Source organism: Dyadobacter sp., assembly GCF_039919315.1.
Taxonomy (GTDB): domain Bacteria; phylum Bacteroidota; class Bacteroidia; order Cytophagales; family Spirosomataceae; genus Dyadobacter.
Genome location: NZ_JBDSFX010000092.1, coordinates 16,347 through 31,021 on the forward strand (window position 1 = coordinate 16,347; position 14,675 = coordinate 31,021).

Annotated in this window: 7 protein-coding genes; 2 read left to right on the forward strand and 5 right to left on the reverse strand. The window is 44.3% G+C overall.

The annotated features are described in order from the left end of the window. Window positions 1-60 precede the first annotated feature (60 nt). The 5 genes from ABIO93_RS27040 to ABIO93_RS27060 form a co-directional block, all read right to left on the reverse strand. Entirely contained in the window at window positions 61-738 is a 678-nt protein-coding gene (locus ABIO93_RS27040; protein ID WP_348073132.1) for a hypothetical protein, read from the reverse strand. A gap of 62 nt (window positions 739-800) precedes the next feature. After that, the gene (locus tag ABIO93_RS27045; protein ID WP_348073133.1) at window positions 801-1,940 is read right to left on the reverse strand and encodes a hypothetical protein; all 1,140 of its coding nucleotides are present in this window, start codon (window positions 1,938-1,940) and stop codon (window positions 801-803) included. Between the two features lie 320 nt (window positions 1,941-2,260). Further along, a complete protein-coding gene (locus ABIO93_RS27050) occupies window positions 2,261-2,623 on the reverse strand; it encodes a hypothetical protein (RefSeq protein WP_348073134.1) in 363 nt (120 codons plus the stop codon). Further along, entirely contained in the window at window positions 2,613-5,876 is a 3,264-nt protein-coding gene (locus ABIO93_RS27055) for a DUF6443 domain-containing protein (protein ID WP_348073135.1), read from the reverse strand. The genes ABIO93_RS27050 and ABIO93_RS27055 overlap by 11 nt, the downstream gene beginning before the upstream one ends. A 28-nt stretch (window positions 5,877-5,904) precedes the next feature. Then, entirely contained in the window at window positions 5,905-9,597 is a 3,693-nt protein-coding gene (locus tag ABIO93_RS27060; RefSeq protein WP_348073136.1) for a T9SS type A sorting domain-containing protein, read from the reverse strand. Between the two features lie 240 nt (window positions 9,598-9,837). Between ABIO93_RS27060 and ABIO93_RS27065 the strand changes: the two genes are divergently transcribed. Both ABIO93_RS27065 and ABIO93_RS27070 read left to right on the forward strand, forming a co-directional pair. Continuing rightward, the gene (locus ABIO93_RS27065) at window positions 9,838-12,153 is read left to right on the forward strand and encodes a glycoside hydrolase family 65 protein (protein ID WP_348073137.1); all 2,316 of its coding nucleotides are present in this window, start codon (window positions 9,838-9,840) and stop codon (window positions 12,151-12,153) included. 138 nt (window positions 12,154-12,291) lie between these two features. Continuing rightward, complete coding sequence (locus ABIO93_RS27070; protein ID WP_348073138.1) at window positions 12,292-14,568, forward strand: hypothetical protein; 2,277 nt, start codon at window positions 12,292-12,294, stop codon at window positions 14,566-14,568. The last annotated feature ends 107 nt before the right edge of the window (window positions 14,569-14,675 follow it).

Consider the following 14,675-nt stretch of genomic DNA (forward strand, 5'->3'; position numbering starts at 1 on the left):
TGAAAGGCTATAAAGTGAAGCTGTGCCAGTGAATTTATTTCATTATCATAGAAATGAGTCTTAGTGCTTTATAAGAATCATTTGACCTTTTTCACTTTCAAGATATAGCTCCGTAGTCAGATTTCCGTTGCTGTCGTACTGGTATTCATACCTTCTTAATAGCTTAGAAATAATTTCTATACCTGCTGAATCTTCCATGTAAATTAGCTCCATAGATTCGGGCTTATCAGACTTTCCATATTCAAAAATATGTTTATTTATTTTTCTTAAAGTCTTATTTGGCTTAGTTGAACCATTTATATCAAAGTAATAGCTGTACTCTTCGATTGACTTGATTCCTTTGTCACCATATACATATGTTATGAAAGGGACAATTTCAGATCCGGCAAATAGAATTTCACCGCTCGATTCCAAAGGACGGCCTTTTAAATCAAACGCCCACTTCGAGCTTGGTACTAGGGGAAGTGAACTTTTAATGCCCTCAAGCGCGCCGAGCTCATTGTATTGGAACAGCGTCGGTATAAAATAGCCATCCCGAGGTTCATAAGATAAGATTCTACAATTACCAGGAAAAAAGAGCTCTTCCACCATCAGTTCCTTCTCCCGGCATCCAGCTGTAAAAAGGATAAGTAGCCAAATATACACGCGGCACATTGTAGATTGTGAAATTTCCAGTCTGATCACCTGATCCACTGAGAAGTATTTTTCGATTTGTTTGTAAATAACTGACAAGTGCATGGTTGATGTGATTTTTGTGTTTGGCGTATTAAGATGTGAGAGGTGCATTAGTGATTTAAAGATCAAAGAATTTTACCCCGTGTTGAATTGAAATTTATCATGTAGTGCAGGCTGATTCTGGGAGGTGTGAAGAGCTTGGATTTCGAAATCGCAACGTTAAAATTGGCAAAATGGCCTATTTCCAGGTAAAATCGCCGCTTATAGCTTACACCAGTTTGAAACCCAACAAAATCTGGTCGGCGACCTTTGTGTACCCCACTATATTGAAAGCCAAGATAAGGGCGGATCTTGCCCGCGCCGAAGTGACTTCCAACCGCGATCTCCAATGTAGTCAACGGAATCTCTTCATATGGAGTAGCATTATTCCGTGGCATCGCGTCCGGTGTAGTAAAAATGTTGAATTTGAGATACCGGTTTCGAAATTTTCTAGGAAAGTTGACCCTCAGCCCAAAACCATAAGTGAATTTATTGGTGAGTACAACGGGTGGTTGATTCCAATTTTCAAGAGCGATATTGACGTCGACATCAAATGTCACTCCACGATTTTCCGATTTTAACAATTTGTAATCACGGGAAAAAGCATCGTTATATTTTTCAATGTATTGCTTCAAATATTTCCTTTGATAGGGAGGCATATAAGCCTTAAAGCCATCCGCATCGACGCATAATCTGGTAAGCTGTTTTTTATATTCATCATAAACCAAAAGGTAAGCCCTGTCATTAATGGATTTATGAAATGGATAATAATACAGTTCTTTCAATAAATTACCCTTTTCAAGAAAGTAATGGGGCTGTTCTGATGCATTGAGGAATTCGTACAATGTAGCCCTGCTGCCAGTTACAATCTCCTGCAAAAATACCTGGGCCGAATCTTTTGTTTCCAAAAATGGAGCCGTGAGGTACATCTGCGTCAATGTAATATTCAGCAAGCCTATTTTTTTACTTTTATAGATTTCATTGGTGGCACTAATACCAAATCCCCTTGTATCATCTGCTGAAAATGTTTGCAATGGCCCATTTTTTACTTTTAACTGGATTGTCTCGGGGCTTCTTGTCCAGCCTTCATCTTTAATCAAACCATGAATGGTGTCGTTTTGATTGGTGATAATGTAGCCTTCTACTAGTTGGCCTTGTGCTAGAAGATTAGTTTGCGGGGCCAGGTATGCTGCGCATACAAATGAGAAGTGTAAAATTTGTTTCATTGAGAAATTGATAAGGTTGATGTCTTTTAGACGGAGCCCTTGTCAGTTGGTCACATACTTTTCAATTTTTTTTAGGGATGCATTTGCTTGTTACCAGTCAGCTGTGTGCAAGGATTTGAGTTCATTGGGATTGTATTGGAGTTTTTCTAAAATGCTCAATGCTGACCGCAAACAGATTTTCAGGGTCATTGATGCGCTCATTAGGAATTTTAATGCCAAAACGCAGTATGCTGTATAACAGACCAGGCTCCGTTTCGGAGCCTGGTCTTGTGATTTAAAATGCTCCTATGGTCGATAAATTGCCAATATCAAGGGCATAATTATTTTTCATATAATTGAAGCGATACGTCAACCGTGTCTGCCTTGTTAATTCGGCGACCCCTATTTAAAATTAGCCTGATTGTTGAGTCATTTAGGACGAGATATCCGTCAAGGCGATTTTTGTCTTCAATGTTTTTAACTATTTTCTGATTTCCTTTTTTGTCCGTATAAATAATCTGAACAAAATCTCGTGATATAGATGATTGAATGAATGTAATATCAAGAGCTGTTTCGTTAAAATAAATTTTAGCGAGGGGCTTAGTGTCACCAGTGAGCCATGGATAGTTTAATAAGAAGACTGCTGAGACGATCAAGAGAAAACATGATGCAAGCACGACTACAAACAATTTTTTACCTTTCACGATTATGCCGGTTAAAATAATTAAATCCCCTTTTAATAAATCGCTGATCTCTTGGGTCATCGCCGTAGGGAGGTAGCGGCACTGCGGATGGGATGCTAACCCCCAAACCTGGCACAGTGGTCCATCTGTACTTTTGCCATTCTGGCCTTGAGGTACCCCCTCTGATCTGCGCTACGCCTGCCTGCTCTGATAAAAGCCTTTCGTTAAATCCGGCCGCCCGGCCTACGACTCCATAATGATGATTGCCTACATCTTGTGCCTCCATTTCGGTACCCTCAAACACAAATTTAGTGTTATCTCCCAAGCGATTTACCAAACCAAAAATTGTATTAGCTCGATTTTTATAGTCCCATTCTGCATCATTTTTTACCTTGTTATGATATTCTATCAAACCTATTCCTTCTGCCTCCGAAGAATTTTTTTCTAAGATGTTTGAGTAGATTTTGTCTATATTGATTCCGCCTCCTAGTTGACCTAATTTTTCGCCGTTAGCAGAAGTATTGGTCTCTTTGTCATAGTCTTTTTTATAATCTTTTGATGTTTTCGCTCCTTCATGAAGGTAAACACCTTGGTCTCCATCGTTGTAATTTCCAAGAACGGTTCCTTCTTCATTCACGTGTACTGAGAGCATTCCATCAGGATCAATAAATCTAATCGGGTTGTTATTCCCGTAGTCATATGGGCTCCAACGCCTTCCTTTTTCCGCCAGCGGATCGACCACCCCCCACCTACCAATCTCCGGCATATACATCCGCGCCCCATAATCCAGATACCCACTCCCAACCTGCAACTCTTTCCCATTATACAGACGCCTATTGACCCAATTCTGTACCTTCGGCACAGCCCCATCCCGGTTGATACTCAACCCAAACGGATAATAATCCGTCCGCTGCAAAACCTGCCCAAACTCATCAAAAACCACCCTGACATTCCCTAAATGGTCTTTAAGATTATATTCAAATTTTAACACCCCTTTCCTGAAAACTGCCTGGCCTTCGCTCAAACTTACACGGTCTAAGCCATTAGCCGCCCCAACCTGTTTGTATTCAAAAGCCCCGGCATATTTGAATGTTACCGTATCGGCTGCGTATTTATGTTTTGTCCCGGACGCGTCGTAATCATAAATCAAAGTTTTCCCTCCAATCGTAACCGTCTTCGCCAAATTCAGGTAATTATAAGTTAAAGTTGCGTTTCTGTTCCCATCGGAAATCATATTTCCATTGGCGTCGTAGCCATAATTACTTACCCCATTCTTCACACCCAGGTTACTTCCGGAACCATCCGTGACAGCCGAAAGCCGATTGCCGAGGTAAGTGTACGCAAGATTGTCAACCGCTGCCCCTGCCCTCAACAGTGTTTTTAGATTCCCATTTTTATCATAGGTGATACTTTTTTCGGTGTCCAGATATCCATTCAGACCAGTTGATTCCGTCAGCCTATTCGCCCCGTCATAACTGAAACTGAGCCCCTTCGTGAATGCAACATCATCCTTGTTTTGCCACTGCATTTGGCTGATGTTCCCATTGGTGTAATTTGCCCCATTGGCGTAAGTCAGCCCGAAACCAAAGTAGGGGACATCGGGGCCGGCGACATCTTTCTTGTAAACGGTTTTCCCTTCCGTTAGCCAGCCGCGAATGTTGTTGGTGTAATCCGTCCGCACCCTGAACTTTGCGCCGTCTGCCGAATGGAACCATTTACTTTGCAGCTGTCCCAATGCATTGTACCGCTGGGCAACGGTGACCGCTTCCTGCACATTGGCCCCGCTGGTTACTTTTTCTTTTACGCTCAAAAGGCGGTCCGCGTGATCGTAGGAATAAGTTGCCAGGTGCGTGTTGGTAACATTACCTGCCAACAGCTGCTCCGTTTTTAGTTCTAAAACTACGGGTGCGAGGTCATATTTGTATTGGCTTGATATTCTTTCGATCGAACCTGCGCCCAGGTCATACAACTCCCGGGTCGTCTGGATCGGGCGGTACTCAATGTCATAGTAAGTCGCGCTCGTCAGCCAACCTCCCGCTGCGCCGCTTCCGGGTAACATTCGGGTCCTGCCGCCAGTGATCTGCCCTTTTACATTCGGGTTGTTGGATGGATAGTAGCCAGCATTGTAAGAAAGGTTTGCGGCTTTTGAGAAGGCATAGTCATCATAAAAGGTAATAGTCAGAAGATTAGCCTCTGTGGCATTCTTGGGTGCCGTGCTACTGAGTGAGTAACCTGCCGTGGTACCATTGCTTCTTGTCTCATGATGCTGGGTAGCCGCGTCCACTGCCACTGACCAGTCGGTACGGTTGAGGGCAGAGGTTATCTCGCCACTAACAATAGGCCTATGTAAGGCATCATATTTGGTGAATGCCCAAACTCCCCGGGCAAGCTGGTTGGCATCCCGAGACATGGCCAGCCGGTTATATTGGTCATAGACCATTTCAGTGATACCGCCGCCGGGGATACGCTTAACGGCCATTCTTCCCCGGTCGTCATAATCGTATGTAAATGCGTGGTCAACAAGCGAGGCGGCATCCTGATAGTTGGGCTGCAGAACAGCCCTTAGCAACCCCAGATCATCAAAAATATAATTGGTGGTCAATGTACCTGCACCGGAAATGACTTGCCGGCAGATCATTTGGCCCAGCAGATCGGTAAATTCATTGGTGACATTACCTTGCTCATCGGTCATATTCAGATAGGTGAGTGTGCCTTGCGCATACTGACCTACCTGCACAACGGTATTCAAAGCAGGATCATAATCATAGCGGTTGACCTGATTGGCAGCATTGACTTTATGCTTGACCACAGAGCTGGCACTTTTGTTCCCAACTGCCTGCTCTCCTGAAACCCTGCTGAGCGGCGACTGCTCAAAAAATATTTCATGATAAGGCCTGCCAAGGTCGACGGGGTTCAAACCAGCTGAATTAGCGGTATACCAGCTCGCTGCGCCCGATACTGCATTGCTTTGAAAAGCTCCATTTCCAGCCACAACGTACGGCAAATATTTCTTGACCAGCCGACCGGCAGCATCGTATTCAATGGGCTGAACTAAATCGGTACCCGCTGGACTTTGCCCAACCGTCACATTTTGAAGAGGCCGACCTAAACCATCGAGGTACTGAACATTGGTAGTTACTTTGCTGACATCATTAGGATCCGCGCCGGATTGTTTGAAGGTGCGGGTAATGATGTAATTGCGACTGTTAGTTTGCTGGGCGAGACAATTCACCGTAACAACAAGCACGATGATGCTTAGAATGAGATTTTTCATTTTGATAATTCCAGGTTGATAGTGAGTGTTATTGTTTGACGATCCGATGAGTGGTTGTGCTGCCGTCCGTAAATCTGATTTGCACCATGTAAAATCCGGAAGCCAACCCGCTCATGTCTATTTCTGATTGCCAGGATGTGTTTTTGACCAGTTTCCCATTTGTGTCAAAAATTTCGATGCGATTTATCCGGGATGGATCGCTCGTCTGAACATGCAGCTTGTCCCCGATCGTCAGCGGATTGGGGTACAATGAGGACCCGACATTCTGGTCAAATACCACACTTTGAACTCGACTATAAGCAAAAGTTTCGTCGGCATCTACCATTTTGAGTCGATAGAGATTTTCTCCTGACAGTGGCGTTTGATCTATAAATGAGTACGATTCCGTTTGAGAACTTTCCCGATGAGAAGGCACATCGCCGATCCTGATCCATCGTTTGCCGTCCTGACTACGCTCAATATCAAAACGTTCGCTATTTGTCTCGCTACTAGTTGACCATGCTAATGCGGCGGTTTTTTCCTGGCGTGTGGCCAGAAATTCAATAAGCGTTACTGGCAGCGCAGCTTCTGCCAATAGCACCAGCGGAGGAGGAGAAGCAATTCCGATTGATGCTATCGCGGCACATTCAACTATTTGTCCGGCGTAATTATAGCAGTAAGAAGTACGGGCAGCACCAGCAGCATTGTTATTTAATGTGTTTTTGAGACGATTGAAATTATCGTAGTCATAAAAGATCGTCTTGGCATTGGGATACTGAATGCTTTCGACACCAATGAGCGGTTTATAGGTGAAGGAGGTGGCAAGGGCAATGGCTTCGCCGTCTGCAATGGTTCGTTTTTTCAGGAGATCAGTCTTTCCAATATCTGCCACTCCGTAAAAGTCCTGCTTGGTAGCCGGTGCACCATATTCTTTATACGTCAGCAAATTACCCCTCAGGTCATAGGTTAGGAAATCAATTTCAGTCGTGAAAAAAGCAGCAGGCGAGATCTTACTTTGTACTTTTTGAGGTAAATAAAACCCTGAGAAGAGGTCATACGAAATGGAGGTAGCCTTAATCGGGACTGGCGCCGCCTCTGTTCCGGTGTAATGCAGGATCTCACGCGGAGGGGCAATGATATTCTTGGCTACCATTGCCGTACTGATCGGATCCGCTAGGTTGGAGGGGTACTTATACCAGGTTTTGATGTTCCTTCCTCTGCTATCACTCTGTGCATTGACGTAAAGCTGCCCGTTAGGCCAATAGGTGTAACCAGAAACTGAAGGGGCGACAGCTGCTGCATTGTCCTGGTCATAGGAATAATTGACCACTTCTGTTGGTAGGAATTTTCGGCAATCTATGACATAAGCAGTTCCGTCAAAAACTGAATTTAGGGTGGCACACAGCGTTGTAACCTGAGTCTTTACGGACCTGGCTGAGTAATCGGCTAGTGCGCCTATGAGGTTATACGAGTGGGTAGTCTTGGAGGAAATATTCCCGTTTTGGAAAAATCTTTCCTGTGCCAAATCTTTGCCTCGCATAAAAGCTTTGTTGTTATAAGGTTGATATGCCGTAGTGCTGGGTTGAAGAAATCCCAACGGTGCTTCGTCGCGATAGCCGTTATCAAAGTTGGAGAACTTATGTACTATCCAGCCTTCTGTTGAGGATCGTTCGATCACCTGTGAATAGCCAATATGGGAACCCATGGAATTCTCGGATGCAGGCAAAACGGACTGCGTGGAAAATATATCTTGCTCCACGGTAATATTCGGGTCGTCCGGCAGAGGCTTGTAATCCGGCCAATAGTACTGTGCTTTCCCGCCTAACACCCCACTGGATAACGCAATAGCAGAGGTGTCGGGAGCGATTGGATTGAATGAGGCCAGGTAGTAGTACTTTTTTATAACTGTCGGGATGGCAAGGTTTGGGTCATAACAATGAATTTCCTTAATCCGAAGCCCGCCCGCTATTTGATTGGATGCAAAAGAGTCTTCGCCTTGCCAGCGCTTCAATTTTACTTCCTTGGAAAACTTATGCGCTTCGAAGTGAAATTTGGTTATGCCTCCCGTTGGGTATTTGATTTGGGTAAGCGAATTTACGCGGTACAGATTTTCATTTGGGTCTGGGCTGCGAAAGGTGTTCCCATAAGTGGCAAATGCATTGTAATCATTCAGGACATTAATAGGTTTTCCATTATTAAAACCCCAGTGATCGGTGTGCGATTTACAATAGGCAGGCAGGGAGAAACCGTTGCTAAAATAAGTAAATTCATAAGGGGGCAATTTCGTCGCATTGTACCCAGATTTTTCCTGCACTTTTTGGAGCATCAACCTTTCCGCCGCGATGTTATTATAAGTAAATTCAAATTCCTTGATGGTAACCCCGCTGCCATTTTGAACTTGGATTTTATCGAGCTTTCGCCATTTCAACTTTGCGAGGAGCTGAGTGAGAGTCGGGTTTCCACAATTGTTGGGGTAGTTGCTGGAATTGGGATAATAGCAGTCGTATAGAAATGTGAGGAAGTCTAGCTTGGAATAATTGTCAAGGATTTTCTTGCTTTCGTATGTTGTAAAGATGTCATTCGTGTAGCGCAGTTCGGTACTCTCACTGGATAAGAACTTGATCTTGAAGTTGTCGGCTGTGATTTCTTTGAGATATATTGGAGAAATGAGCTTTCCACCATAAGGTCCATACTGTCCAATCAGGGAGGACCAATTTTCACAACTGAATGAGTTTCCTGCATTAATACGGGTAGACTTATTATAAACCGAAAAGTACATCTGGTTAACAAAATCGCCTCTTTCATAATTGAAGTTGATTATTTGCCCGGTCTGGCGAAGGATAGATTTCAAATACCAGGCGTTACAGACCCAGTTATCATTGCCTTGATCGAAAAAATCAATGCTGTATTCCATAAAGGCCATGTCGCTGCCACCGAAGATATATTGGGTGCCAAATTCGTCCGTAACAATGAAACCCTGAAAATGCTCCATGTACCTGCCACCGTTGAACTGGGCCCATTTGTTGACATCCTTTGTACCTCCCGGAGGTATAAAGGGCGTATATAAATGTACATTAGGCGTGGTAATCAGTTCTACTTTTACGGGCCTGTCGCATTGGACTTTCCATTTCGTATCACTCCCACGATAGAATTTCCCTGAAATACCCGGAAGGTTAAAACTAAATTCGTCCGGCTCTGTGTCGACGAAAGTGTTTGTGACATTGGAGATCGTTAAGGCAGTTTTTTTAATTTCAGAGGGAAGGAACCAGTCATTGCCGTTGATAACGGAACCTGTGTTTATAAATCCCAATTGATCAGGTATGCCAGCTATCGGGATATACTCGTCAAAACCGTCTTTAACCGTTCTCGTAATTAAGTAGTTTGTCGATAATCCGAAATTCATACCCGTCCAGCCCGGGTGTACGTCGGGCCTTACGCCGGCCGCATCATAGTGCAGGGATACCGGGATTTGAACCTCGCCATCCACAACAGAATGGAGGTCGATATTGATTTCAACTTTTCCAGTATACGGTGAAACTGCTATTTCACCATAAGATCCCAAAGTGGCCGCGTTAGGGCTTTGAATGGTGTGAGGAGGTTTTGGAACATTTTCCTGGGCAAAAAGTGAATAAACGGCGTTGTTCAGAGAATTAATACTGTCCGTTGGAATGGCTTTAAACTGCGCAAAGCTTTTTAATAAGCATAATGATAGCAGAAGGGTAAGCAATAATTTGTATTTCATGGAGCCGTCTTTTTAGTTGTGTGTATTTAGACGGGGCACTCCAAATTAGGTAACGGGTTTCCTAGAAATATTTTTAAAAACCTTTTGGACTAGATGGACAGGGATGGTGGGTCGTGCTGGCCAGAGATACCATATTTCAAATTTTTTGGACAATCATTTTATATTTTTACATATTTGAAATCGCGTAGCCTTACGCCAACGCATTTTCCCAGCATTCAAAACAATACCTCTCATATCAAAATGAAAAATTACATTACCCATGACGAATGGTGCGTCGTAGAAAATAGCTTTCATCCTGAACATAACGAGATCACGGAGAGTCTGATGAGCCTTGGCAATGGCAGAATGGGGCAGAGAGGGAATTTTGAAGAAAAATATTCAGGGAAAACGCTGCTGGGCAATTATGTAGCGGGTGTTTATTTTCCTGATAAAACACGGGTTGGCTGGTGGAAAAATGGTTATCCCAACTATTTCGCAAAGGTGCTCAATGCCTGTAACTGGGTTGGGATTGACATTCAGATCGGTAGCGAAGTGCTTGACCTGCATACTTGCCAAGTGGAGGATTTTACCCGTGTGCTGAACATGAAGCAAGGTGTTTTGGAACGTACTGCTACCGTGACATTGTCCGGAGGAAAACGTTTACGGATACATTCAAAGCGGTTTTGCAGCATGGTCGACGACGAAGCTGGCGCGATCAGTTACAGCATGACTCCTCTGAATTTTGAAGATCATATCAGTATTAAACCCTACCTGGACGGAAATATCAGGAACAGGGATTCCAATTACGATGAGTCGTTTTGGAATGAGAAACATAGGGAAACCGGAACTTCACAAGCCTACCTGATCCTGGAAACAAAGCCAAATCCCTACGGTGTTGAGCAGTTTGAGGTGGCTACGGGAATGTCATTTGAAATAAAAATAGACGGACAAAGTGTAGATTACCAGTCGGTTCCAACGGAAAAAGAGAAATACGTGGCTGCAACCGCTGGCCTTCATTTGAAAGAGGGGCAGGAGCTTACAATTTACAAATACGCGGTGAACCTGTCTTCTGCGAACTACAAAAGAGAGGAGCTGTTGGAAAAGGCAAAGCTTTACATCGCCCGGATTTCAGAAAAAGGATTTGACCAAATGTTCTCGGAACATTTGGCGGCTTGGGCTGAAAAGTGGGAAAAGAATGACGTTGCGATCGAAGGTAATGTGGCTGCCCAGCAGGCGATCAGGTTTAACATTTTCCATCTTGGACAAACTTACACCGGAGAGGATGAGCGACTGAACATTGGTCCCAAAGGTTTCACCGGCGAAAAGTACGGCGGTAGTACTTACTGGGATACCGAAGCATACTGCATTCCATTTTACTTGTCAACAGCGGAGCAAAAAGTGGCTCGTAACCTGCTCGTATATAGACATAAGCACTTACAAAAAGCCATTGAAAATGCGGAGAAATTAGGCTTCACCGACGGAGCCGCGCTATACCCGATGGTAACCATGAACGGGGAGGAATGTCACAATGAATGGGAGATCACATTTGAAGAGATTCACAGAAATGGGGCGATCGCTTATGCAATTTATGATTACACCCGCTACACCGGCGATGAGAGTTATCTGACCGAATTTGGATTGGAAGTACTGATCGGTATTTCGAGATTTTGGAAACAACGTGTAAACTGGTCGGAGGATAAAAAGCAATACGTGATGCTGGGCGTGACCGGGCCCAATGAGTATGAAAACAATGTCAACAACAACTGGTATACCAACTACATCGCTGCCTGGACATTGCGGTACACGCTGGAAGTAATCGGCAAATTGTGGACTGAGGATTCGCGAAAACTGAATGAAATTATCCTGAAAACCAGTTTTCAACTCAATAAGGAGCTGGCCGAATGGAAGCACATTGTGGAAAATATGCATTTCCCGTATGACAACGAAAGGCAGGTTTATTTGCAGCAGCAAGGGTTTTTGGACAAAGAAATACTGACTGTCGACGATATCTTAGAGCACCGTCCTATCAATCAAAAATGGTCTTGGGACAGGATATTGAGGTCTTGTTTCATCAAACAGGCGGATGTGTTGCAGGGGCTTTACTTCTTCGAGGACGAGTTTAGCCCGGAAGTGATCAGACGGAATTTTGAATTTTATGAGCCGATGACTGTCCATGAGTCTTCGCTTTCGCCATGCGTGCACGCTATTCTGGCTGCGGGAATTGGTTTGAAAGAAAAGGCCTATGAAATGTATGTCCGCACGGCGCGTCTGGATCTGGACGACTACAATAATGATACGGAAGACGGCCTGCACATTACCTCCATGGCCGGAACCTGGATGAGCATAGTGAAGGGATTTGCAGGGCAGCGCGTGAAAAATGGTGTGCTGACATTGAATCCCTACATTCCGGAGCAATGGAACTCCTATTCGTTCAGAATTGGTTTCAGGGGCTTCTGGCTGCACATTGGGGTGACCAAGCAAGGTGTAACCATTGGAAACACTTCTGAATCAGGACTTAACATCATCGTGAAAGGAGAAGAAGTTTTTGTGGGCGGGCATTCAACTGTGACGAAGTAACCTGATACGGGGATGAGTATGAGTTTATTTATTGAAAAAATTATATTTTAACTGGATTTTATTAAGCGGGTCAAGCAATAATTGTAAATCTGGAACATTACTCGTAGGTTAGTAGCTTTTGAGCCATTTAACACACGCATGGTACAGAAAATCTACTTACTTTTTTCTTCCGGTATATTGCTGATGTTGATGGCCTTATCCCCTAATACAGCATCTGCACAGGATTTTAGTGAGTGCCAGAAAATAGTAAAAGATTTGTTGCCGGTTTTCAACAAGTCATTTGAAGAAAACAATCCGGCATTGCTTCGCGAAGAATCCTACCAGCGCGGGGTCCGCAGTTTACAAGCAGCATATTCTCTTTACAACAAGCAAGCTTTTCAGCCTTCCGATTCTGTTCAGCGCATGAACAATGAGGCGGTTATTCTGGCATTATCCGGTAACTACCAAAAAGCCCTTCATATTATGGAAGAGCTGGATCTCAGTACCCAGGATGCGTATCTGCATTATAATCGTGGATTATTTGCCTTGCTTTCGGGTCATTACGATGCAGCTAGAAATGATTTTTCAGATGCACCCGGCGGCGCTCAGGCTACGTTGAACACCATGGTGTCGTACGCAAAGCAAAAAAAGTACGGCGAGGCTATCGATTTTGCGGGACAAAATTCCGCAAAGGGCACTGCGGGAAAATGGAACTACAACGTCGGAATGGTGTACAAGTTCAATGGCCAGCTGACGGAAGCGGTGGATGAAATGTCGTCGGCGATCAAGCAGAAGGACGAAATGGCTTACCGCCTTCAAAGGGGTGATATTCTAATGCGAAACGGGAATGAAAAGCGGGCCGTTAAAGACTTTGAAAAGGTGTCTCGAACACATCCAAAAGCCCAAATCCGCTACGCTAATGCACTTTTATCATTGAATCAGTTTGGTGCAGCAAAGGCTGTTTTTGAAAAATACCTGGAAAGTAACGAGCGCACTTTCAGGGGCGACGCCTACCTGGGAATGGGGCATTCATTTTATGGCTTGATGCAAAATACGGAGGCGCAGCGCTACTACAGACTTGCCTCGACATTGAAACGGGAAACCCCAGCCTTGCAATCCGGGATCGGAAATACGCATTTGTCAAAGCACGAGTACCAGACCGCTTTCACACTTTTTGACCGGGTCATTAAAAAGGATTCGACTTATCTGCCGGCATATCTTGGCCGGGCGGTTGCCAATTATGGTCAGAAAAAATATGACCTGGCGCTGAAAGATTTCAAAAAAGCGGAAAAGGCCCTGAATGAGGATAATAAGTTTTTCGCCGACCTTTTTGTGACCAAGGCTTTTTCTGAATATTATTTAAAACAGACAACCAACGCGCAGGATGATTTCCAGAAGGCTATCAAACTGGATGCCGCCCGATATGAGGCGCTGGCCGGAATGAGTAGCATTATGATCGATCAGAAACGCTACTCGGAGGCTGGACAGTTTTTGGCGAAGGCGTTGCAATACGAGCAGGGATATGACCTGATGTGGAGTAACTATGGAAACCTGCTGATGCATTTTGATATGTTTAAGAAAGGATATCAGGTTTTTAAAAAGGCGGTTTCGCTGAACCCATCCAATGTGAATGCGCAGAATGGATGGGGTATTGTGCTACTGGAGAATGACCAGCTGGATAAGTCCATGTTGCTGTTCGACAGCCTGGTACGAGAGAAGCCCGAGCTGCCTTTCCTGCATAATAACCACGGTATCGTGCAGGCGTATATTGGAAACAGGCATGCTCAGCGTCACCAGGTGAATGAAGCGAATACGCGTTATGATGGCTCGTACGAGGACTTCAAAAAAGCAATGGATGCCGCCCCCTCGCGAAAGTTTTATAATGTAAACCAGGGGAATGTATATCGCTATCTCGAAAAATACGATGAGGCGAAGCTAAGCTACCAGAACTATCAGGACAAAAGCGCTCTGAATAACACCGCGGTCATGTATGCCGGGCAGGAACGTATCAAAGATGCAAAATATTACCTGGGCATTGCTATCCAGATTGATTCCCTGCACAGGGTTTTCCAGTATAACATGACGGTCCTTGTGAAGGGAAAACAGAAGGAAATGATGCGGCTGGTGGCTTCATCAGATGAGAACAGCCCTTTTTCGGATATAGGAATAAAATATAGCAGAGATGGATTTGTGACCATTTACCTCTATGACTACGAGTACGACGTCCTGTCTTTCCCTGGCCGGCACTACATGCCTTTGCCCGTAGCTGAGTATAAGGAAGACTACTTTATCCCCGAATATGATTTCAAACTGGTAGCTTACGAAAAGAAGAAATCTGACGGGCCTAAAAACAAAAAGGTAAGATATCACAGCCAAAAGGTGAAACTGCCAGGGTCCCGGGGAAAATCAGGCACGAGGTGTCCCATTCTATTCTAAATGCTGCAAGAACACACAATAAAAAGCTTCTGAGAAATTTTTTCTACGAATTCTCTGCTGCTTTTCCACACATAAAGTAATTTTTTCCACTATTTCGCTGGTCGGAA

Bases quoted from the DNA above. Each gene is read 5' to 3' on its own strand.
- ABIO93_RS27065 (WP_348073137.1), top strand. From the start codon at position 9,838: ATGAAAAATTACATTACCCATGACGAATGGTGCGTCGTAGAAAATAGC.
- ABIO93_RS27060 (WP_348073136.1), bottom strand. From the start codon at position 9,597: ATGAAATACAAATTATTGCTTACCCTTCTGCTATCATTATGCTTATTA.
- ABIO93_RS27070 (WP_348073138.1), top strand. From the start codon at position 12,292: ATGGTACAGAAAATCTACTTACTTTTTTCTTCCGGTATATTGCTGATG.
- ABIO93_RS27055 (WP_348073135.1), bottom strand. From the start codon at position 5,876: ATGAAAAATCTCATTCTAAGCATCATCGTGCTTGTTGTTACGGTGAAT.
- ABIO93_RS27040 (WP_348073132.1), bottom strand. From the start codon at position 738: ATGCACTTGTCAGTTATTTACAAACAAATCGAAAAATACTTCTCAGTG.
- ABIO93_RS27045 (WP_348073133.1), bottom strand. From the start codon at position 1,940: ATGAAACAAATTTTACACTTCTCATTTGTATGCGCAGCATACCTGGCC.